This window comes from Sorangium sp. So ce367 (assembly GCF_051520455.1).
Taxonomy (GTDB): domain Bacteria; phylum Myxococcota_A; class Polyangia; order Polyangiales; family Polyangiaceae; genus Sorangium; species Sorangium cellulosum_B.
The window spans coordinates 3402485-3423529 of record NZ_CP150334.1 but is presented as its reverse complement, the minus strand read 5'-3'; the positions used below and the strand labels follow the sequence as shown (position 1 = coordinate 3423529).

Annotated in this window: 18 protein-coding genes and 1 tRNA gene; 6 read left to right on the top strand and 13 right to left on the bottom strand. The window is 72.4% G+C overall.

The annotated features are described in order from the left end of the window. Nucleotides 1-38 precede the first annotated feature (38 nt). The 3 genes from WME97_RS13265 to WME97_RS13255 all read left to right on the top strand — a co-directional run bounded on the left by WME97_RS13265 (nucleotide 39) and on the right by WME97_RS13255 (nucleotide 2118). On the top strand, nucleotides 39-953 hold the full coding sequence (locus WME97_RS13265) for an SH3 domain-containing protein (RefSeq protein WP_437552263.1): 915 nt from the start codon (nucleotides 39-41) through the stop codon (nucleotides 951-953). 112 nt (nucleotides 954-1065) lie between these two features. Then, a complete protein-coding gene (locus WME97_RS13260; RefSeq protein ID WP_437552262.1) occupies nucleotides 1066-1647 on the top strand; it encodes a hypothetical protein in 582 nt (193 codons plus the stop codon). Between the two features lie 129 nt (nucleotides 1648-1776). Then, complete coding sequence (locus tag WME97_RS13255; protein ID WP_437552261.1) at nucleotides 1777-2118, top strand: hypothetical protein; 342 nt, start codon at nucleotides 1777-1779, stop codon at nucleotides 2116-2118. A 233-nt stretch (nucleotides 2119-2351) separates the two neighbouring features. Here the strand turns inward: WME97_RS13255 and WME97_RS13250 are convergent, their stop codons facing one another. The 10 genes from WME97_RS13250 to WME97_RS13205 form a co-directional block, all read right to left on the bottom strand. Beyond that, a complete protein-coding gene (locus WME97_RS13250; protein ID WP_437552260.1) occupies nucleotides 2352-2837 on the bottom strand; it encodes a response regulator in 486 nt (161 codons plus the stop codon). Nucleotides 2838-3173: 336 nt separating this feature from the next. Further along, a tRNA-Phe gene (locus WME97_RS13245) sits at nucleotides 3174-3246 on the bottom strand. A 146-nt stretch (nucleotides 3247-3392) separates the two neighbouring features. Next, nucleotides 3393-4352 (bottom strand): hypothetical protein, encoded by a 960-nt coding sequence (locus tag WME97_RS13240; protein ID WP_437552259.1) that lies wholly within the window; start codon nucleotides 4350-4352, stop codon nucleotides 3393-3395. Next, nucleotides 4349-6376, bottom strand: coding sequence for a M1 family metallopeptidase (locus WME97_RS13235; RefSeq protein ID WP_437552258.1), 2028 nt, complete (start codon nucleotides 6374-6376; stop codon nucleotides 4349-4351). Before WME97_RS13235 ends, WME97_RS13240 begins: the two co-directional genes overlap by 4 nt. Nucleotides 6377-6482: 106 nt before the next feature. Beyond that, nucleotides 6483-7817 carry a hypothetical protein gene (locus WME97_RS13230; RefSeq protein ID WP_437552257.1) on the bottom strand — a complete coding sequence of 445 codons (1335 nt, stop codon included), beginning with the start codon at nucleotides 7815-7817 and terminating at the stop codon, nucleotides 6483-6485. 34 nt (nucleotides 7818-7851) lie between these two features. Further along, a complete protein-coding gene (dnaK, locus tag WME97_RS13225) occupies nucleotides 7852-9681 on the bottom strand; it encodes a molecular chaperone DnaK (protein ID WP_272103249.1) in 1830 nt (609 codons plus the stop codon). 160 nt (nucleotides 9682-9841) lie between these two features. Beyond that, nucleotides 9842-11656 (bottom strand): DnaJ domain-containing protein, encoded by a 1815-nt coding sequence (locus tag WME97_RS13220; protein WP_437552255.1) that lies wholly within the window; start codon nucleotides 11654-11656, stop codon nucleotides 9842-9844. An 84-nt stretch (nucleotides 11657-11740) separates the two neighbouring features. Further along, nucleotides 11741-12343, bottom strand: coding sequence for a hypothetical protein (locus WME97_RS13215; RefSeq protein ID WP_437552254.1), 603 nt, complete (start codon nucleotides 12341-12343; stop codon nucleotides 11741-11743). Next, nucleotides 12343-13194, bottom strand: coding sequence for a hypothetical protein (locus tag WME97_RS13210; protein ID WP_437552253.1), 852 nt, complete (start codon nucleotides 13192-13194; stop codon nucleotides 12343-12345). The genes WME97_RS13215 and WME97_RS13210 overlap by 1 nt, the downstream gene beginning before the upstream one ends. After that, a complete protein-coding gene (locus tag WME97_RS13205; protein ID WP_437552252.1) occupies nucleotides 13191-13817 on the bottom strand; it encodes an RNA polymerase sigma factor in 627 nt (208 codons plus the stop codon). The genes WME97_RS13210 and WME97_RS13205 overlap by 4 nt, the downstream gene beginning before the upstream one ends. Before the next feature lie 355 nt (nucleotides 13818-14172). Between WME97_RS13205 and WME97_RS13200 the strand changes: the two genes are divergently transcribed. The 3 genes from WME97_RS13200 (at nucleotide 14173) to WME97_RS13190 (ending at nucleotide 17403) form a co-directional block, all read left to right on the top strand. Next, nucleotides 14173-15177, top strand: coding sequence for a rhomboid family intramembrane serine protease (locus tag WME97_RS13200; RefSeq protein WP_437552251.1), 1005 nt, complete (start codon nucleotides 14173-14175; stop codon nucleotides 15175-15177). 93 nt (nucleotides 15178-15270) lie between these two features. After that, on the top strand, nucleotides 15271-15972 hold the full coding sequence (locus tag WME97_RS13195; RefSeq protein WP_437552250.1) for a PA14 domain-containing protein: 702 nt from the start codon (nucleotides 15271-15273) through the stop codon (nucleotides 15970-15972). A 129-nt stretch (nucleotides 15973-16101) separates the two neighbouring features. After that, nucleotides 16102-17403, top strand: coding sequence for a GTP-binding protein (locus WME97_RS13190; protein ID WP_437552249.1), 1302 nt, complete (start codon nucleotides 16102-16104; stop codon nucleotides 17401-17403). A 32-nt stretch (nucleotides 17404-17435) separates the two neighbouring features. On the opposite strand, the gene rodA is transcribed toward WME97_RS13190, so the two are convergent. Genes rodA through WME97_RS13175 form a run of 3 tightly spaced genes read right to left on the bottom strand, consistent with a single transcriptional unit; the run spans nucleotide 17436 to nucleotide 21045 of the window. Continuing rightward, on the bottom strand, nucleotides 17436-18572 hold the full coding sequence (gene rodA, locus WME97_RS13185; RefSeq protein ID WP_437552248.1) for a rod shape-determining protein RodA: 1137 nt from the start codon (nucleotides 18570-18572) through the stop codon (nucleotides 17436-17438). Continuing rightward, nucleotides 18569-20524: a penicillin-binding protein 2 gene (gene mrdA / locus WME97_RS13180; protein WP_437552247.1), complete on the bottom strand. Its 1956-nt coding sequence runs from the start codon at nucleotides 20522-20524 to the stop codon at nucleotides 18569-18571. The genes rodA and mrdA overlap by 4 nt, the downstream gene beginning before the upstream one ends. Then, nucleotides 20521-21045 carry a hypothetical protein gene (locus tag WME97_RS13175; RefSeq protein ID WP_012235042.1) on the bottom strand — a complete coding sequence of 175 codons (525 nt, stop codon included), beginning with the start codon at nucleotides 21043-21045 and terminating at the stop codon, nucleotides 20521-20523. Before WME97_RS13175 ends, mrdA begins: the two co-directional genes overlap by 4 nt.

Here is a 21045-nt window from a genome sequence, read left to right as displayed (position 1 = left end):
GTTCTGATGGCTCACCTGTGCTAGGCGACGTGCTGGACATGGCGAAGGCGGACATGGCGAAGAGGCAGCGCCCGCTGACGGTCGACATCCCCCGTCCCGGCGATGAGCAGCCGGTCTGGTCGCGGGTGGGGGTGATCGCGCTGGTGGGGTTTGTCGTCGGCGTCGCGTGGCCCAAGCTCGCCGGCGTCCGCATCGGTCCGACCGTGCCTTCCGACGTCAAGGCGACGGCCGAGGCCACGGCGGCGCCGGCGTCCCCTCCCCCCGCGGCAGCGGCACCCGGGACCGCGGAGCCCGAGGCCAAGCCTCCCGAGGCCGCCGCGAAGAACCAGCAGCAGGTCGTGGTCGGCCCCGGCAGGATCACGCGCTGCTCCGACAAGAAGAACAAGAAGGTCGAGGACTGCGGAGAGCTCCAGTTCGATCCGATCGCGCTGCCCCGGCTGAAGGAGCTCGCCCAGTGTCCGGCGGCGCTCGGCGTGGACGGCAAGCTCCCGATCGGCTTCGAGCTCAACTTCGAGAAGAAGGAGGTCCAGGTCGTCAAGGGGAAGAAGACGAGCCTGCCGGCCTCGACGGTCAGCGGCATTCTCCAGTGCGCAGCGCGGGAGTTCTCGAACGTGTCCCTCGAGGAAGTCCCGCACAAGTACCGCCGGTATTCCCTCGTTTACACTGCCACCTTCTATCCCCCTGGCGCGCAGGCCGACCCCGCGAAGGCAGAGGCCGGCGGCGGCGAACAGGAGCAGGCCGCCGGCACGACCACGAGCGAGACCGCCGTGAGCGGCCTGGCCACGGTGAGCTGGGACACTGCGCTCGTCCGCGGCGCGCCCAAGGAGGGTGATGTGGTGATGCGGCTGGTGCGTGGCACTCGGGTCAAGCTCGTTGGCCGGCAGAACGATTGGTACAAGATCGAGCACCGCGGCAAGACGGGGTGGATGTACCGCGGCGCGATCGGCCTGTAACCGGGGGCCGCGAGCGTCAGCCTGACGGGAGACACGCAGGCGGCTTCAGGCGCGGATTCCAGGGCCGCGCCCGAGCGAGGGCGCGTCGGTTCGCGTAGAATGGTTGGGGCCGATGACGCGCAAGTTCTCGCTCCCCCTGCTCCACCTGGCCCGCGCCGACCGCGCGACGGCGCCTGCGTCGGCCACGCCCACGGTGGACGCGGTGCGTGAGCGCCTCGGCGGGCGCGCGTCGACCGAGCCCGGCGTGGGCGAGCTGGTCCTGCTGACCACCGCCACGGGCAAGGCGCTCCCCGGCGTGGTCCTGTACAGGGGCGGCACCACCGTCGATGTGTGGATTGACACCACCACAACGGCATCATCCACCCCGGACGAAGCGCGAGGCCTGGACCTCGCGAACGCCGTGACCCGCCGGGGCGTGGTTCACCGAGCGCGCCCTGCCGACCTCGCGCCGTTGCGCGTCGCTGCGCCCGAGTCGCTGATCGCCATCGCGGCCGACGCGCGCGTCTTCGCGGCCCTGAGCGAGGGCCAGCGCATCCGGTTTCAAGACGGCGGCGATCTCGCCGAAGGCACGCTGGTCGAGAAGTGCCGCTTCGGCGGCCTGGTGCGGCGCGACGACGGCACCCTCCTCGGCGTCGGCTTCCGCCGGCTCTGGCCGGCGCGGTCCGAAGGAGCGAAGCGGGGCCAGCGGAACTGAGAGGGAGGCGGTGTCGCACACTGGCCAGCTCCCTGGCGCACGTGCGGCTTGTGCCTCCTCCGCGGACGCGATAAGAGGGCCACCGTCATCGTAGCTCGCGCGCTGCGCGTCCAGCTCGGAGGATACCCCTTGAAGCTCGCCCCCTCGTTCACGATCGCCCTCGCGCTCGCCATGCTTCCGGGCTGTGGTGCTTCGCTGTCCGGCCTGTGCGAGGACAAGTGCGATTGCACTGGCTCGTGCAGCGACAGAGACCAGGTGGAGTGCGTGGACGCCCTCGAGGACGCCGAGAGATCCGCGGAGTACGACGGCTGCGAGGACCAGTTCGACGAGGCCATCTCCTGCATCGACGATGAGTTCAGGTGCGACGGCAACGACGTCGCCATCGCCGGGTGCAACACGGTGATAGAGAACCTGCGCAAATGCGCCGGGCTGCCGGTGTCCGGCGCCCTCGTGGGCCAGTTCTTCCTCTGATCGACGGCCGGCGCCGAGCCTGTCGCGCGCGCCCGCGTGGCTGCTCTGCGCCCCTCGTGACAGGGCACCTCCCGCGAGGCGCGCTCGCGGCGCTCGCGTATGCGTCGCGGCAGGCCTCGCGCGGCGCCTGCCGTCCCATCTTCCTGCGAGCTGCTCCCGCGCGCGGAGGGCCTTTCCGGTCGCCAGGGTTCGGTCGAAGCAGCGCCTGGCGCGCGCCGAGAGGGCGAGATCGCTTATTCGCCGAGGTGGGTGCGGACCTTCGTGAGCAGCGTATTGCTGTCGAAAGGCTTGATGAGGTAGTCGGTACACCCGTTCGCGAAGCCGATCTTGATGCTCGTCTGATCGCTCCTCGTCGTCATCATGATGATCGGCACGGTCTTCGTCGCATCGAACGCGCGGAGCCACCTGCAGGCCTGGAAGCCGTCCATCGCCGGCATGACGACGTCCATCAGGATGAGATCGGGGCGCTCCGCAATCGCCTTCGCGATGGCCTCCTTGCCGTTGCGCGCGATGATGATGTCGTAGTCGTCCACGCCGAGCGTCAGCTGCTGTGACAGCAGCGAAGTCAGCGAGTCGTCGACGACGAGGATCTTCTTCTTTCGAGCGGTCTCGCTGGCCTGGCTACTTGGCGCTGACGGCCGGCTCCGCGGCGCCGAGTCGGAAGCGGAGGCCGTTTCCGGAGAGCTCTTTCGCGAGGAGTCGACACGACGATCGGCCATGAGGGAGCCTCCATGAGGAGGCGCCGTTCCCTGGGGCGCCTCCGGAGTGTTCAGGTTGCAACGAGTGATCCCCCCGTCACCTTATCAGGATCGCTACCGCACCGGAACCAAGTTCCACTGTCACCCGATGTGGCCAAACCCGCGAAAGTACTCCTGAACAGACCGCTGCGCGCTCACCCGCAGCGAGCTGCCGAGGCCAGCTGGCGAGAGGAGGAGTTCAACGCAATCCTTCGAACCCACGACAAGCGGCTGCGCCGTGCGGAACGGCTGCTCACGCTAGCGTATAAGGACGACGACGGCGGCGTTTGCTCGCCGGTCCAAGCAAGAGAACGGTAGTGCCCAGGGACGGAATCGAACCGCCCACACGAGGATTTTCAATCCTCTGCTCTACCAACTGAGCTACCTGGGCTTGCTGCGGGCCCCGCGCTTACGCTGGAAGCGTCGGTCACGGGCGGGCTACGTTACGCGGATGTAGCTGAATGTCAAGGAATTCTTCGGCGCTCCGCCGCGCTCCTCGCGGGCCGGGCCCCCCCGCCTGCGGCGGGCGCGGAGCGATCACCCAGCCGCGTCGTCGGGCGCGCTGTGCTGGTCGCGTTCGTGCCAGGGCGCGGAGCGATCGAGCAGCCGGAAGGCGGCCGCGAGCCACGAGGCGCGCAGGTAGGCCGCGGCGGCGAGCGCCGCGAGCTGCGCGGCGAACGCGGCCGCGACGCGCGGGCCGGTGCTGACCCCGGCGAGATGCATGCCCCACGCCCCGCCGGCGAGCGCGACGACCGCGAGGGCGCCCCGGGACGCACAGGCCCAGACGGCCGCGAGCGGAGCACCACGCAGCGCGTCGAGCCCTCTGGAGACGGCGGTGTAGAAGCCCCGCTGCTCACCGACCACGGCGACCCGCGCGAGATCGTGGAGCAGGGCGATGGCCGCGACCGGTACCAGCGCGACAACGGCGACGGCGATCGCCGCAAGGTCGCGGCCGCGCGGCAGGATCGGGAGCTCCGCGCAGAGCTTCGTCCCGGGGAGCAGGACGAGCGCCGCAGCGGCGACCTGCGCCGCGAGCGCGACGCCCCAGAGCAGCGCGAGCGGGCCCAGGGCGCGCGCCGCGCGGCCTCCCATGTCCTGCGCGGAGAGCGGTCCCTTCTGGCTCAGCGCGGCGAGGAGCACCGCGAGCGGGAGCAGCCCGAGCGCGGCGGCCAGCAGGGTTCCCAGGCCGAGCTGCGTGGCGAGGGCAGCGGCGGCGTGCGCCGAGAGACGCGCGAGCTCGCTGAGCATCAGGCCGCCGGGATCGAAGAGGATCGCGTCGCCGCGCGGGTATCCGCCGACGATCTGGGCCACGAAGACGGACAGCGGCGCCGCGACCACGAGCGAGGCGAGCGCCCGGTAGCCGAAGTACAGCGCGACCGCCGCTGGCCGCTCGTGCGCGGCGGGGCGCCCCGCCGCGCGCCGCGCGCGCCCTGGCTCGGCCACCGCGGCCCCCTGCGAGCCCGGATCGCTCGCGCCCCGCTCCGCCGGCGCGCTCATGGCCCGAGGAGCGTGAGCGCGAGCCCCACGGCGAAGCTCGCGCGCGAGAGCACGCCGGGCGCGAGGAGGTCGGGGCGCGATCGGCGCGCGTTGTTCGCGAGGTCCTCGTCGAGCAGCACCCGGTGGTCGGGGTCGATCACCACCGCGGCGAGCGGAGAGGCGCCGGCGTAAGGGATCGCGGCGGTGCTCTCGCGCGCATCCCACCGCGCCCGCTGCACGCTCCCGTCCTCGCCGTGCAGCGCGACGTCGACGGGGAGCACGAGCGAGCCGCGGCGCCGGACGACGGCGCGGCCGCGGTAGCCCGCCGCCTCGATCCCGGCCTCGCCCGGCGCGGGCGCCGCGCCGTCCGCGGGCCATGCGTCGAACGCCTCGACGGTGTAGTCGACCCACGCGCGCTCGAAGAGCCCGGCTCGGAGCGCCTCGGCCGCCTCGTCGCCCACCTCCCGCCGCACCGCGTCGAGCAGCGCCTCGGGGCCGGGGTGCCGGAACCGGTTCTCGCGCGCGTAGCGGCCGACGGCTCGCCGCACGAGGTCCTCGCCGTACACGCCGGCGAGGGTCGCGAGGAGCACCGCGGGCCTCCCGTACACGAGCCCGAGGTAGTCCTTTCCGTCGACGAAGCCTGCGGCCGGCTGGGCGACGGCGCCGTTGTGGCCCGACGTGAGCGCGTCGGCGCGGTACTGCGGGCGGAGGTCGATCTCGAGCCCGAGCAGGCGCGCCCACGAGCCGTCGCCGTAGCGCGCGCGCAGCGCGTCCGCTTCCGCGTAGGTGGTGAGGCCCTCGTCGAGGAACGGGTAGCGGTGCTCGTTCGTCGCGACGAGGCCGTAGAACCACTGGTGCGCGAGCTCGTGCACCGTGACCGCCTCGACGAAGCGCACGCCCACGGCGGGCCAGAGCCAGCTGCCGCCGGTCGTGATGAGCGTCGGATACTCCATGCCGCCCGCCTCCTCGGCGCCCTCCGGCGGGTGCACGATCGTGAGCGTGCCGTACGGGTAGCGGCCGAACGCCGCGCCGAAGCGCTCGAGGCCGAACCGGACCAGGTCGATCTCCAGCGCCGCCTCGCGCTCGCTGCCCTCGGGGAAGAGGCACCGGATCGCGACGCCGTCGCCGGTCGTGGCGCGCAGCTCGCGGAAGCGGTCCCACGCGGCGAAGGCGAAGTCGTGCACGTCCTCCTGCACGAACCGGCGGATCGCTCGCCCGTCGGCCCGCCGCTCCTCCACGAGCCGGCCGGTCGCCCCGACCACGAAGCGCTCGGGGACGTCGACCGTCACGTCGTACGCCCCGAAGTCGGCGTAGAACTCCGAGAGCCGGTGGTAAGGAAAGTGCGCCCAGCGCCCGTCGGGCTCGAGGCGGGCGATCTTCGGGAACCACTGCCCCACCATGTGGAAGCTCCCGTGGTGACCCGTCCTGAGCGCGAGCGACGGGAGGTCCGCGTCCCACGCGAGATCGATCGTGATCGCCTCGCCCGGCGCCACGGCCCGCGGCAGCTCCACCCGGATGTCGGTCTCGTCGTCGGGATCGCCGGGCGTCGTGGGCTTCCCGCGGGGCCAGACGTCCGCGCCGTCCATCTCGCGAACCGCGAAGCGGGTCACCTGGATATGCCCGTAATCATAGAGCATTTCTCCACCGCGAAAGCCGTCGATGGACGAGCGGAGGAACACGGTGCGCGGGTCCTTGAAGGCGTTCAGGTAGAGGTGGACGAACAGCTCGCGCTGCGGCTCGCGCGACGCGTTCCGCCAGACCAGCGTGCCCTCGCCGTGCATCGTGTGCTGCGCCGGATCGAGGCGCGCGCGCAGCGTGTAGCTCGCGATCGGATCGGCGTGGGCCGCGAGCTCGGCGTCCGGCGGAGGCGCGGGCGCCGGAGCTGCCAGCGCCGGCGCGGCGCTCGCGCCGGAGGGAGCGGCCGGCGACCGCCGCGCCGGAGCGTCGGGCTCGATCGGCTGGACCGTCGAGAGGAGCGACGCGCCCATGCGGCCGGCGAGCAGCGCGAGGAGGAGACCGACAGCGGCCTGGAGAGCCGTGCGCACCGGTGCAACCTAGCGAGGTTGCGGCATCACGGAAAGGCGGGTCTGGGGACGCGGCGGTCCGCTCGGAACGATGAGGCGGCGCCGCGACGTCAGGCGAGGCCGGCGCCTAGACGCTGCAGACGATCCCCTCCTGCACGAGCTCGTACAGGAGCCGCAGGGCCTCGAGCGACTGCATGCCCGACACGTCGAGGATCTCGTCGATCGAGCTGTAGCCGTCGATGCACGAGAGCAGGAAGCCCGCGCGGTGATCGAGGTTCAGCGAGCGGAGCTGATCCGGCGACACCGCGAGCCGCAGCACCCGCGAGCCGTCTCCGAGGCGCGACTGGTACATCTGCCGGAGCATCTCGACGCAGCTGTCCGCGTACTGCCGCGCCATCCAGTCCTTCGGGTTCTCCTCGAGCAGGCCCTCCGCGAGGATGAGCGCGCCGCCGAAATCGCCCTGATCGAACCGGTGCTGCATCTGCTCCCGCGGCCCCTGGGCGCTCAGCTGGGGCTCGGTTGCGCGTGAATGAACCCCCTTGTCGACCTTCGCGACGGCCGCGGGCGCGCGCTCGGTCTCGGATCGGCGCGGAGCGCGCGCCGCGCCCTGCGCCTCGCCCGAGACCCTGTACGAGGTCGAACCGGCGAGCGCCCCCGTCCCGCCGCGGAAAGCGGGCTCGTCGTCCTCCACGAGCAGGCCGTAACGGAGCGTGCCGGGCGGCGGCGTGATCGGCGGCTCGTCCATCGGAGGGCCCGGCTCCTCGAACCCGAGATCGAGGCGGAAATCGATGCCCAGCGGCCCGCCGTCGTCCGGACGAGGGACGCGCCCCTTCGCCGCCGGGGGGACGTGGACGTCCCGCGCATCGACCGGCGGACCGCCGAAGACGTCGATCTCGCCAAAGCTGCGCGGGTACGATGGGCTCGGCTCGCGCAGGAGATCGTCGTCGAGCTCCGACCCGAAGTCGCGCTCGGCGTCGAGCGATCCGAACCCCATCCGCCCGCCGGGCCGCGACGGGACCCCGGGCTCGTCGCACTCCAGGCCGAGCCGCGCCGCCTCTCGGCCGGAAGCGCCGTGTTTGCCCGAGAACGAGGAGCCTGGCGGCGGCTCCCAGGGGATCGTCCTGCGCGGCGGCGGGACGGGCGGATACCCCTCCGGCGGAAAGGCCTCCGGAGGGCGCTGCCGCTGGGCGGTGATCTCGGAGCTCGAGTGAGAGCGGCGGGTCATCATCTTTGCCACGTAGTCGCTGACCGGGATCGGCGGCGGGAGCGTGATCTTGCCCTCGCCGTCCGGCTGGAGAGGCGTGCCGGCGGGCGGGGTTTCCATGCGGTGTGAGCCCTTCTCCTCGCGGGCGAGCGCGGCGAGCGCGAGGAGCTCCTCCGAGGCGACCGGTTGGGTGTCCTCGAGCTCGTCCACCTCGTCGAGCCCCCAGGAGGAGTCCAGGGTCTTGGAGTCAGGCGGCACCGACCGCATCGTCTTCCCTCATCGCGGCCACCCCTCACCCCTGCGGCCTGGCTACGACACCCTTGAACATCCGGTGGGTGCGCGAGAGCGCCTCCATCTGCTCCTTGACCGCGGCCGCGTCGCGCCGGCCGATGGCCTGACGCGAGCGGTCCACGATCCCGCGCGCCTTGCCGATGGCGTCGCGGCCGAAGTCGCTGGACGCCACGATCTGCTCGACCTGCGGGAACATCCGCTCGATCTCGGCGATGAGCTTCTCGGCCTCCTGCCGGACGCCCTCGAACTGGTCGCTCGCGCGGCGATCGACGAGGTACTCCTTCGCCGCCTCCATCATCTCGCCGACCTCCTCCTTCGTGAGGCCGCTCGACGCGGTGACCTGGATCGACTGCTGCTGGCCCGTCTCCAGATCCTTCGCGCTCACCGAGACGATGCCGTCGCTGTTGATCTCGAACGTGACCTCGATCTCGACCTGCCCCTTCGGCGCGCGGCGCAGGCCGGTGAGGATGAACTCGCCGAGCAGCTCGTTGTCCGTCGCCTTCTGGTGCTCGCCTTGCATGACCAGGATCTTCACGGCGGTCTGGTTGTCGCGGCTCGTCGTGAAGATCTTCGACCGGCTCGTGGGCACCGTGGTGTTCTGCGGGATGAGCTCCTCGAAGTTCGACCCGAACGTCATGATGCCGAGCGCGTGCGGCGTGACGTCGAGCAGGATCATCTGCTTCGTCTCGTCCACGAGCGCGGCGCCCTGCACCGCCGCGCCGAGCGCGACCACCTCGTCGGGGTGCACCCCCTTGCACGGCTCGCGCTCGAAGAAGTCGCGGACGGCCTCCTGCACCCGCGGCATGCGCGTCATGCCGCCGACGAGCACGACGTCCTCGATCTCGTCGCGGTCGAGCCGCGCGTCCTCGAGCGTCTGGCTGCAGATCTCGATGCACCGCTCGACGAGGTCCTCGCACAGCTCCTGCAGCGTGGCCCGCGAGAGCGTCCGCTGGAGGTGCAGCGCCTCGTTCCGCGCGCTCGAGATGATGAACGGCAGGTTGATCTCGGTCTCCAGGACGCTGGACAGCTCGCACTTCGCCTTCTCGGCCGCGTCCTTGAGCCGCTGGAGCGCCATCCGGTCCTGCCGCAGATCGACGTCGTGCTGCTCCTTGAAGCCCTGCACCAGCCAGTCGATGACGCGCGCGTCGAAGTCCTCGCCGCCGAGGAACGTGTCCCCCGCCGTGGCGATGACCTTGAAGACCCCGCCCGCGCCGATCTCGAGCACGGAGATGTCGAAGGTGCCGCCGCCGAGGTCGAAGACGGCGATCGTCTTCTCGACGTTCTTGCCGAACCCGTACGCGAGCGCCGCCGCCGTCGGCTCGTTGACGATGCGGATGACGTCGAGCCCCGCGATCTGGCCCGCGTCCTTCGTCGCCTGCCGCTGGTTGTCGTTGAAGTAGGCGGGGACCGTGATGACCGCCTTCGAGACCGGTTCGTTGAGGTAGTCCTCGGCGAACAGCTTCATCTCCTGGAGGACCATCGCGCTGATCTCGGGGACCGAGTACGTCTTGTCGCGCAGCTGGATGCGGACGTCGCCGTGCGGCCCCTCGACGATCTTGTACGAGGCGGTCAGGATCGCGTTCTTCACCTGCGGAGACGACCACTTCCGGCCGATCAGCCGCTTCGCGGCGTAGACCGTGTTCTCGGCGTTGGTGATCGCCTGCCGCTTCGCGATGTGCCCGCAGAGCCGCTTGCCGGCCTCGGTGATCGCGACCATGGACGGCGTCGTCTTGTACCCACCGCGATTCGGGATGACGGTCGGGACGCCCTCCTCGACGATGGCAACGCACGAGTTCGTGGTGCCAAGGTCAATGCCGATGACACGCTCCATCGATGCCGCTGCTCCTCTTGTGATCTTCGGCCCGAACGGCCGCTGAGGCCACGATGCTAGACCGTTTCGCGGAGCCGAGCGGGCCAATCGTGCGCCGCCCATGCGGAAGGCGCCGCCCCGGGCCTTCCCGAGGCCGGCGCGCCTTCTGTAAGGGCCGGCGCTAGACTTGCTTCCCCTGCTGTTTGGCCTGCTCGCGCGCCTGCGCGACGAGACCGCGCAGCCTACCATCGCTCCCTGCGAGCTCGGCGGCGCGCTCGAGCTCGCCGGCCGCGCTCTTCGCGAGCCCCGCGGCCGCGTACGACAGCGCGAGCGTGATCCGGTACTCCACGGAGGCGGGCATGAGCTCCACCGCCCGCCGCGCAAACTCCACCGCCCGCCGCGAGCTCTCCCCGGCCTGGAGCGTCGCGTGCGCGACCCGCTCGTGCGCGCCGGCGTCGTCCGGGCGGCCGTTGCACACCTTCACGTAGCTCAGCGCCGCCTCGACCCAGCGGCCGTTCTGTGCCTCGTACTCGGCCTGCTTGAGGTACCCTTCCGCCAGCGCCACCGCCGCGAGGCGCTCCACCTCGGCCGACGCCCTCTGGAGCTCGGCGTCCTCCGGAGCCAGCGACGCGGCGATCCGGTACGCGTTGGCCGCGCTCGCGAACTCGCTCCGCTCGAGCGCGGCCCGAGCCACGTCGGAGTACCGCGCGATCTGGCTCCGGAGCGCCTCGTTGCGGGCGTTCTCGTAACGCGCCTTGAGCGCCTCGACCGCCCGAATCGACTCCGGCGAACGCACGCCGGAAGGGGTCTTCGGCGGCGCCGCAGGGGCGCCTGCCGAGGCAGCCGGCACGACGGCCGCTCCAGGCGCAGCCGTCGCCACAGGCGGCGGGGCGGCCACCCGAGGCGCAGCCGTCACCGCGGCCGGCGTTGCGGCCGCCCCGGACGCAGCGGCCACCGAGGCAGAGGGCGCCCCCGGCGGAGGGCGCCTCAAGCCTCCGGTGAGCTTACGCGCGAACGTCTCACGCCGGTCCTTGGCGGTGGGAGCAGGCGCGGCAGGCGAGGCCGGCGCTGCGCTCCGCGCCGGCGCGCCTCCGCTGTCGGGCGAGCCTCCTCCTGCGGGCGGCTGCGCCGGCGACGGCTGAACCGGCGCGGCGGCGCCGGAGGACACAGCGGACGCGCCCTGCCCTGCGGGCGCGCGCTCGGAGGAATAACGCCCGGGCGACGCGCCCATGTCGCGCGGATCGGCGAACGCGGCGCGCACCGTGGCGTCGACGGCGGTCGTTATCGTGGCGATGTCGCGCGGCGTCTGCTCGATCAGCGCCGCCATCGTCCGGTTCTTGTGGGACTGCTCGAGGTACGCGTCGTACTCGGCGCGCCGCTGCTTCGACGTCAGCGTGTCGTGCGCCAGCGTGATGCGCGTGAAGATGGCCTCGATCTTCGGCTTGTAGGAGCCGAGCTGCTTCCGGAAGTAAGTGTCCGGATGGAACTCCGGCGCGAGCTGGTAGTAGGCGCTCTTGATCTGCTTCTTGTCCGCCTGATCCGCGACGCCGAGCAGCGCGTAATAGCTGAGATCCTCGAGGCGGTAGTAGAGGTCGAGGATCCGCCGCTTCCGGTCGGGGGCGAGCTCGACCGGCTCGTCGAGCTCGGCGGGATCGTAGAGCGGCAGGGACTCCATCTGCTGCAGCGCGTCCCGGCCGAGCGGAGCGGCCTCGGACCCGGACGGCATCGTCTTCTCCGGATCCACCGCGGCCGCGCGCCGCGCGGCGTCCCGCGGCGGAGGCTGTCCGGAGGGCTCCCCGTCCAGGAGGATCGCGCCGAGGTCGCGCAAGCGGCGCAGCACCTCGACGGTATCGACGTGCGACATTCCCGTGATCAACGACAGATCCCGATCCGTCAGGACGCCGTCGATGCGGGACAGGAGGAACGCCTCCGCGGGTTTCAGCGGGAGCGATTTGAGATCGTACCCGGGCTTCGGCCTTGGAACACGGAACGTCATCGGGTCGAGCAGCGGCCCCCTCGCGCTCGAGTCTAGCGACGAACGCGCGCCCGTCGCAATTGCAGACCACGGCGAGCGCGCCCTTCAGCGCGGCTTTTCCCCGGGGCCCGCCAGCGCCTCGGTGATCACCTGGTCCTGGATCGAGATCGCCCGCTCCAGCAGCCCGACCGCCCGCGCGCGGGCCTGCGTCGCCGCCTCGCGATCCCCCTTCGCTTCGAGCGCCTTCGCGCGGCGCTCCTCGACCACGCCCGCGACCTCGTAGAGGTGGCCTTGATAATGAGAGGGCGCCGGCGCCAACCGGAGGCCCGCGTCGATGTCGCGCGCCGCGGCGTCGAACTCGCCGGCCTCGCTCCGGAGCTCCGCCAGCCGGGCGTACGTGTCCGCCGTCACCTCGGCGACCTCCGGCGGCGCCCCCGGCGGCCTCGGCGCGGCGATGATCCCCTCCAGGGCGCGGAGCGCAGCGGCGCGATCGCCCGCGCCGAGCGCGACGTCGGCGGCATGGTGCGCCGCGCGCGCCCTCGAGAGGAAGGCCAGGAGCGTGGGATCGACGACCTGGGCCGGGGCGCACGCGCACGCCGGATCGCCCTGGCCCCCGGCAGCGCGCGTCCGCTCGTCGCCCGGGGCGCACCCGAGGTGCGCCGCCGCGAAGAGCCCCAGGCAGACGGCGACGAGGCGCGGGCCCCGCATCAGCGCACCCCCCACGCCGCGTAGCGGTTCTGGCGCAGATCGGACGCGCGCGCGGCGGCGATGCGATCGATCCGCTCCGTCTGACCGCCCTCCCGCGGAAAGGGCGCGGCCGGATCGAAGAGCGCGGCGGTCGAGCGCGCCTCGATCAGCAAAGGCCGCGCGGCGAGCGCCGCGGCCGGAGCAGCGGCCCCGGGCGCGCGCGCGACGGAGGCGCGCTCCTCGCTGATCTGGCCGACGATCAGCGCCACGGCCGCCGCGGCCGCGGCGAGGGTCGAGAGGGCCGCCATCGTCACCGGCGCGATGCGCCGGGGGCCGCGCGCGGGCGAGGCGCGGAAGGCCCGGTCGACGAGCGCGCGCCCCGGGAGCTCCGGGAGCGCCGCCGGACGCCACGCGGCCCGGAGCGCGACAGCGAGCTCCGCGAGCTCGTCGCGCGCGTCAGGCGAGCCGAGCGCGCCCTCGCCGCCGGAGCCGCCGCGCCCCGGTCCGCCGCCGGACGCGGCCCGGGGCTCCAGCGCCTCCCGCAGGCGCTCGGCGGCGCGCAGCTCGGCCTTGGTCGGCGGCGCGCCCTCGTCGCCGAGCGCGCGCGCGAGCAGCGCCTCGTGGTCCGCCCTGTCGAGCCCGGCGGGGCGGGCCGCCGCCCTGAGCGCGTCCGCGAGCGGGACCTCGCCGCGATCGAGCGCCTCCGCGAGCGCGCGCGCCGCGCCCAGCTCGTCGTCGGACGCAGGCGCGACGGGCTCCGCGCCGGGCACGACGAGCGCGAGCCGCCGGCCGCGATCCGCGCCGGCGCGGCGCTCCAGGGGCCCGTCGCCGGCCGGCGGCGAGCGCGGATCCGAGGGCGGCCGCGGCTTCATCGCGCTCCTTCCTTGCGCTCCGCGCGCGGCGCGGCGAGCGCCTTCTTCAGCGCGGTCATGGCGCGGTGCAGGACGACATCGAACGTCGCCACGCTGACCCCGAGCGCGAGGGCCACCTCGTCGCGGGGGCGCTCGTCGAGCACCCGTAGCCGGATCGCCTCGGCGTAACGGGGGTTGAGGCGCGCGAGCGCGTCCTCGACGCGCGCCCGCGCGTCGGCGAGATCGCGCTTCTCGCAGAGCTCGGCCTCTCCGCGCGCGGTGAGGTCGGTCTCCGCGGCGTCGATCTCGCGCTGGAGATCCTCGGGCTCGAAGAGCGCCTCGCGGCGGCGCGCGCGGAGCATGTCGAGCGCGATGCGCAGCGCGATGACGCGGAGCCAGGGATAGATGCCGCAGCTCTGCCACTGGAACTGGTAGAACCGCTCGATCACGCGCGCGTACGTCTCGGCCAGAGCGTCCTGCGCGGCCGCGTCGGAGCCGAGGCGGGGCAACAGCACCGCGCGGTACAGCGCTGGCCCGTACTTGCGGAGCAGCTGCCCGAGCGCGAGGCGATCGCCCTGCGCCGCGCGCTCGCACAGCAGGCGCTCCGCCTCGAGATCGGGCCTCGCTGCTGCCACCGCCGTCACAGCGGCGACGATACCCGGACGCAGAACGGAGCGCACCGGTGTCCGCCTCGCGCCCCTCTCCGGCCGGCGCGCCCCGCGGGGAAGGAGCGCCTGCGCGCCGCCGGCGAGCCGCCGCGGGCCCCCCGCGAGGAGGGCGCGCGGCGGCTCGCCAGCGACAGGCGGAACCGAACGCGGGAGGGCCACGGCATTCACCCCTCGACAACGGCCCAAACCCGTGGACCTTACGGCCAGGAGCCGCCACATTGTGCCGGCCTCCACGCCGAGCGTCCGGCGTGAAAGGAGCCCAGGTGACCCTCGATACAGCGTTCAGGTCCCCCCCACACCCCGGCGCCGGGCAGCGCTTCGGGGCCGCCCTGTGACGGCGGGGCCGTCCGGAGAACGGAGGCGCTCGCTGCACTGCGCGCGCTGCGGCGCCCTCAACGGCGGCGACTTCAGCCGCTGCATCCGCTGCGGCGCGCCGCTCCTCGCGCCTCCCGCCCACGCTGCGCCCGCCCGAGGACGCCTCGACGGGCGAAGCCTGCTCGCGACCAAGATCCTGGGCGGGCTCACGGCGTTCGTGTTCGTCGGCCAGCTGATGGCCGCGCACTCCCGCGATCTCGGGCTCCTCTCGGCGTGGGACACGTCGAGCTACCTCCGCTTCGGCGCGCTCCTCCTCGCGCCCGGCGTGCCCTTCGAGCCGTTCCGGCTGCTCTCCGCGGTCTTCGTCCACATGGGCGTCCTCCACTTCGGCATGAACATGGTGACGCTCGGCATGCTCGCCCGCGCCGCCGAGCCCGCCGTCGGCTCGGCGCGGTTCGCGATCGCGTACGTGCTCACGGGCCTGTTCGGCTTCGGCGCGAGCGCCGCATGGAACCTCTTCGTGCAGCCCGAGGTCGTGTGCACCGCGGGCGCGAGCGGCGCCGTGTTCGGCGTGATGGGCCTCCTGCTCGGCTGGCTGCTCCGCCGCCGCGACCCGCGATGGAAGGACCTCGCGCTCCAGGCCGTGTTCTACATCGTCCTCTTCGGCTTCGTCGTGAACGCGTCGAGCACGGGCATCCGCATCAACAACGCCGCGCACATCGGGGGCCTTGTGAGCGGCGCGCTGCTCGGGCTGACCTACGCGGGCCCCGCGCGGGGCCGGTACGAGGGCGTGATGAACGCCGGCGCGCTCGCCAGCGTGCTCGCCTGCCTCGCCGCGCTCGCGCTCGCCCAGGGCTCGCCGGTCTGGCGCGCCGCGGAGTCGCTCGACGGGAACGCGCGGCAGGAGGCGCCCGGGCCCGCGCTGCACGGCCAAGCCAAGGGGCTCCCCGAGGACGCGCTCGACGCGCTCGGGGCTCGACCGGCGGGCTCGCTCGTGCCGGGGGCTCCTGACGCGACGTGACGCTGATTGCGGCGCACGGCTCGAACGTCTAAGCGCCATCCTCGCATTCACGTGGGGGCGGGCCAATCCGTCCGTTCCCTCTCAGGAGACGTCATGGTCCGAACCTCGTCGCACATCGCCTCGTGCGTGCTTGCCGCGTCTCTGCTCAGCGGCTGCCATGTCACCATCCAGAGCGGCAACACGCCGGCAGAGGCCTCGCCGCCGCCCCCGCCGCCCGCCAAGAAGACCTCCCGGACGCGCAAGCCGGCCAAGCCCGACCCGGAGCCCGAGCGGCGCAGGACCCCGAAGTGGCGCCTGCCCACGAACAACGCGCCGCGCATCACCGCCCCGAACGCGTTCGGCAACGGGGAGGGCGGCGCCTTCCGGGGGCTCGCGTACGTGATCCCCGAGAACACCCAGAAGCTCCCGACCTTCGACGGGCTCGTGCCGTTCGCTGTGCTGTTCACGGACAAGTTCGAGGTGAAGTCGCAGGACTTCTCCGGCGGCTTCCCGGGCGCGCTCGCGCAGAACGAGTGGTTCGCGATCCGGTTCGAGGGCGAGTTCAAGGCGCCCCAGGAAGGCGTGTTCCAGCTGAGGCTCACCTCGGACGACGGCGCGGTCCTCTACATCGACGACAAGCGCGTGGTCGCGAACGACGGAGTCCACAGCGCGAAGACCGTGGACGGCGAGGCCCGCCTCACGGAGGGGACGCACCGGCTGCGGCTCGATTACTTCCAGGCGCAGCGCGGCCAGGTCGCGCTCATGCTCCAGATCGGCCAGAAGGACAAGTTCGAGCCGCTCGTCGGCCTCCGCTGACGGCGCGCCGCGCCGGCCGCGCCTCCGTGCCCCGCCCTGGCGGGCGCGCGGGGCGCGCGGCCGGCTTTCATGTGCCCGCGCACACCCCGGCGCTCTCGTTCTCCTTTTCGTGTATCGTCGCCGCCGCCCATGGCGTCGGTGAACCCACTGTCGCGCGAGCTCGTCTTCAAGGTCGTCTATTACGGGCCCGGCCTGGGCGGCAAGACGACCACGCTGGAGTACTTGCACGCCACGGCGAAGCCCGAGTACCGCGGCAAGCTCGTCTCCCTCGCGACGCCGGTCGATCGAACGCTCTACTTCGACTTCTTGCCGGTTCGGCTCCCGCAGCTGCGCGGGATGAACGTGAGGCTCCAGCTCTTCACGGTGCCAGGGCAGGTCTACTTCAACGCGACCCGGAAGCTGGTGCTCACGGGCGCCGACGGCATCGTGTTCGTCAGCGATTCGCAGGCCGTTCGCGCCGACGCCAACATGGAGAGCATGGAGAACCTGCGCGAGAACCTCGCCGAGCAGGGGCGGGCGCTGGAGCATGTCCCGCACATTTTCCAGCACAACAAGCGCGATTTGCCCGATTTGCTGCCGCTCTCGGAGCTCGACGCGATGTTGAACCCGTCCCGCGTCTTCTCGCTGGCCACGTCGGCGAAGACGGGGCTCGGCCTCTACGAGGGGCTCGAGGAGATCAGCGCCGCGGTCCTGCGCGCCTTCGAGAGCCGCCTGCCCGACGCGATGGGGAGAGGTCTGGGCGGGTTCGACGCGATCGAGGGCGGGCTCGCCACCGCCCTGCGTGACGCGTCGCCGCCGCCATCGGCGCCGCTCGACGCGGTGATCTCGCGGCTCGCGCCGCCCAGCAAGCCGTGGTCGACGATGCCGCCGGACTCGACGATCGGCGATCCGAGCGAGGGCGCCGCCGCGCCCGGCGTAGCGGTGTCACCTGGCGGCGAGCTCGCGCCGCGCAGCGCCGGCGTCAGGGATCCGGCGAGCCGCGGGCTCCCGCCGTCGCTGCGGCTCGCCGCCCGGAGGCTGGCCGCGCCGGCCGACGCCCCGGCGACCGCGCGCGCGGACGGCCCGTCCGCGGCGACGAGGCACCTCGCCCAGCCGGGCCTCTCGTTCGTCGCGCTCTGGCCGACCGCCGACCGGGAGGCGATCGCGGAGATCGAGGCGACGATCGCCGCGGAGCGGTATGCCGTCGCGCTCGAGCGCTGCGACGCGCTCGTCGCGGGGATCTTCGACAAAGCGGCGGAGCTCGCGGGATCGAGCGGCGCGGCGCGCGATCCGGCGACGGTGCCGGCGCTGCTCGGCCTGGACGGGCGCCGCTACCTCGGCTTTCGCGCCGTGGTCCGCAGAGCGCGCGCGGGCGGCGAGATCACCGAGCGCGACGCGCTCAAGGCCTTCGCGTTCGTCCTCGAGGCGCGGCTCGCAGAGAGCGCGATTTGAGCCCACGCGGCGGGCGCACGCTCGCCGCGCCGTCAGAGCCGATCGAGCGAGGCGACGCCGGAGTAGCGGCGCATCGACACGCTCATGAGCAGCGCGATCGCCACCATCACCGTGGTCACGCTCGATCCGCCGTACGAGAACAGGGGCAGCGTGACGCCGACGACGGGCAGCACGCCCGACGTCATGCCGAGGTTGATGACCGCGTGCCAGAAGATGATCGCCGCGCAGCCGACGCCGAGCACCGCGCCGAAGCGATCCTTCGCCATCGACGCGATGCGGATCCCCCACACGACGAGGAACGCGTAGAGGCACACGAGGACGATGCACCCGACGAACCCCCACTCCTCGGCGAAGACAGGGAACGGGAAGTCCGTGAACTGATCCGGCAGGAAGAGGAACTGGTTCTGGGTGCCCCGCAGGTACCCGCTGCCGAACAGGCCGCCGTTGCCGATCGCGACGCGCGAGTGGTGGGCGTGCCAGCCGCGGTGCAGGAGATCCTCCTCGGGGTGGAGGAACACGAGCACGCGCGCGCGCTGGTAGTCGAGCAGCACGTACTCCCAGACGATCGGGATCGCCACCGCGATGGACACGACGAACAGCGCCGCGCTCCTCCACCGCACGCGCGTGACCGCCGCGATCGTCAGGAAGACGAACACGAGGATGAGCGCCGTCCCGAGATCGGGCTGCTTGAGCACGAGGAGCGCGGGGACCGCCGTCAGCGCCGCCGGGATCGCCAGATCGCGGAGGGTGCGGCCCTCGTTGCGCGGATCGTCGTGCAGGAACTTCGCCAGCGCGATGACCAGGAACACCTTCATGAACTCGCTGGGCTGGAACCGGAACGCGCCGAACTCGATCCACCGGGCGGAGCCGCGCACGTCGCGCGCGAGCACGAAGACGAGCGCCAGCGAGAAGACGCCGAACGTGTAGAGCACGTAGCCGAGGCGCTCGAGGTGCCGGTAGTCGACCGCGATCAGCACGCCGCCGATGATGCCGCCCATGAACAGCCAGTACACCTGGCTGATGTAGAGCTCCGCGCGCGCGCCGGAGTAGACGCTCGTCGCGCTGTAGAGGTTGACGACGCCGAGCACCGCGATGGCCACCGCGGCGATGAAGAGCGGCCAGTCGAAATGATCGCGATCGCGCGCAGAGAGAGAGTCACCCCGGATCATGGCGTGCGCCCCGACGCGGCGGGCGCGCGGCCCGCGCTGCTCTTTCCCGCGCGCGGCCCCTCGTTCGGGCCGCCGCGGCGCTCCTTCGCGAGCTCCTGGTACGCGCGGACCACCTCGAAGGCGACCGGCGCCGCGTGCTTGCCGCCCGTACCGCCGTGCTCGACGAGCACGACCACGGCGACCTCGGGCGAGCGCGCCGGCGCGTAGCCGGCGAACCAGGCGTGCTCGCGGTTGAAGTACCAGACCCGCTCGGCCTCGACGCCGCGGGTGAGCCGGTGCGAGACCTGCGCGGTCCCCGTCTTGCCCGCCATCTCCACGCCCGCGACGCGCGCCTTGAACGCCGTGCCGCCCTCCTCGTTCACGCCGGCGACCATGGCGCGGTGCACGAGGGAGAGGTTCTCCGACCGGATGTCGATCTGGCGGCGCACGCGCGGCGTGAACTCCTGGACGACCGTGCCGGCGCTCGTCTCGACGGCCCGCACGATCTGCGGCTGGTACAGCGTGCCGCCGTTCGCGAGCGCCGCGTACGCGAGCGCGAGCTGGAGCACCGTGACCGTCGTCGCGCCCTGGCCGATCGCCGCGTTCAGGCCGAACCCGAGGCGGAACTGGCCCTTGTTCCGGAGCGTCATCCACGCCCGGGTGGGCATCCTGCCCCCCGCCTCGGCGTTGATGCCGAGCCCCGTCCGCGCGCCGAGCCCGTAGCGCTGGCCCATCTCCGCGATGACGTCCATGCCGACGCCGTACTCCGCCGCGAGCCGGTAGAAGTAGACGTTGCACGACTCGGCGATCGCCTGCTGCATCGCGACCGGCCCGTGCACGTGCGTGCACCGGAAGGTGCGCTTGCCGAACGTCAGCGCGCCCCGGCACCGCGAGGACTGGCGGGGATCGATGAGCCCCTTCTCGAGCGCCGCCAGCGCGGTGAACGGCTTGAACGTCGAGCCGGGCGGGTACGCCCCGGACAGCGTCTTGTCGAGCGCGGGCTTCAGCGGATCGGAGTAGAGCCTCCGGAACGCGTCGCGGATGACCTGCTTCCCCGAGCCGCCGGAGAGCGCGTTCGGGTTGTAGCCGGGCTTCGAGTACAGCCCGATTATCCGCCCGGTGCGCACGTCGATGACCGCGACGCCGCCGGCGAGCTCGCCGCGCATCGCCTTGTCGATCGCCTTCTGGATGTCGGCGTCGAGCGTCAGCCGGAGATCGCGGCCGGGGATCGGGTCCACCCGCCGCGGCTCCTCGATGATCCCGTCGCCGCCCGTCCTGCGCCGCCCCTTGGCGTCGACGAGCACCTTCTCCCAGCCGCGCGTGCCGCGCAGGTAGCTCTCCCACGCGCGCTCGATGCCGGTGACGCCGATGCGATCGCCCTCGATGTACCCGACGCTGCGGAGCGACGCGAGCCGCTCGGCGTCCACCTCGGCCATGTAGCCGAGGACGTGCGAGCCGACCTCCTCGTACGGGTAGTAGCGCACCGGGACGGGCACCACGTCGACCCCCGGCAGCTCGGCGTCGTGCGTCGCCAAGGTCGCCACGGCGTCGCGCGAGATGTCCTCCTTGAGCAGGATCTGCTGGTTCTTGCGCGGGCCCTCGTCGGCGCGGATGGAGGTGATCAGCGCCTCCAGCCGCGCGCGCTCCTCGATCCCGATGCCGAGGTACTCGACGAGCTTCGGCCAGATCGTCTCCATGTCGAGGCGCCGCGGGACGACGTAGACGTTGTACGACGGCCGGCTGGCCGCGAGCACCTTGCCGTTCTTGTCCCGGATGATCCCGCGCGTGGTCGCGAGCGTCACGCGCCGAACGATGTTCTCGCGAGCGATGGCCTTGTTCTCGTCGACCTCGAGGATCTGCAGGTAGAACAGGCGCCCGAGGAGCACCATGAATCCGACGACCATGCCGAGCGCGATCCACCGGAAGCGCCGGCGGAACTCGCTCACGTCGGAGCGCTGGACGAGCAGGCTCACCGCGGGCTCTCCCCTGGCCGCGGGACGTTGATCGTCGCCTGGTGCACGCGCTCGGCCAGCCGGAAGACGAACGGCGCGAACAGCGCCGTCGAGATCGCGTGCGGCGCGACGAGCCGGGCGAGCGCGCGGGTGCGCGCCGCGTCGCCCCCGAAGATGGCGGTGAGGATCACGATGAGCACCCCCTCGACGAGGCCGAAGACGAAGGCCAGCGCGATCTTCGTGAGGAGCGTCTGCGCGGCGAGCCGCACGCCGGCCGCCCGCGAGACGACGAAGGTCGCGACGGTGATGAAGGTGAACAGGCCGACCGGCGCGCCGGTGAAGAGATCGAGCAGGTACCCGAGCAGGAACGCGAGCGCGGCGCCCCGCGCGATCGAGTACTCGTGCACCCCCATGAACACGACGAGCGGCAGGAGCAGGCTCGGCGTCGAGCCCGGGATGTTCAGCTTGCCGATGAGCCGGAACAGGTTCGACTGAAGGATCAGCAGGGCGGCCCCCATCGCCAGGAACGCGGAGTTTCTCAT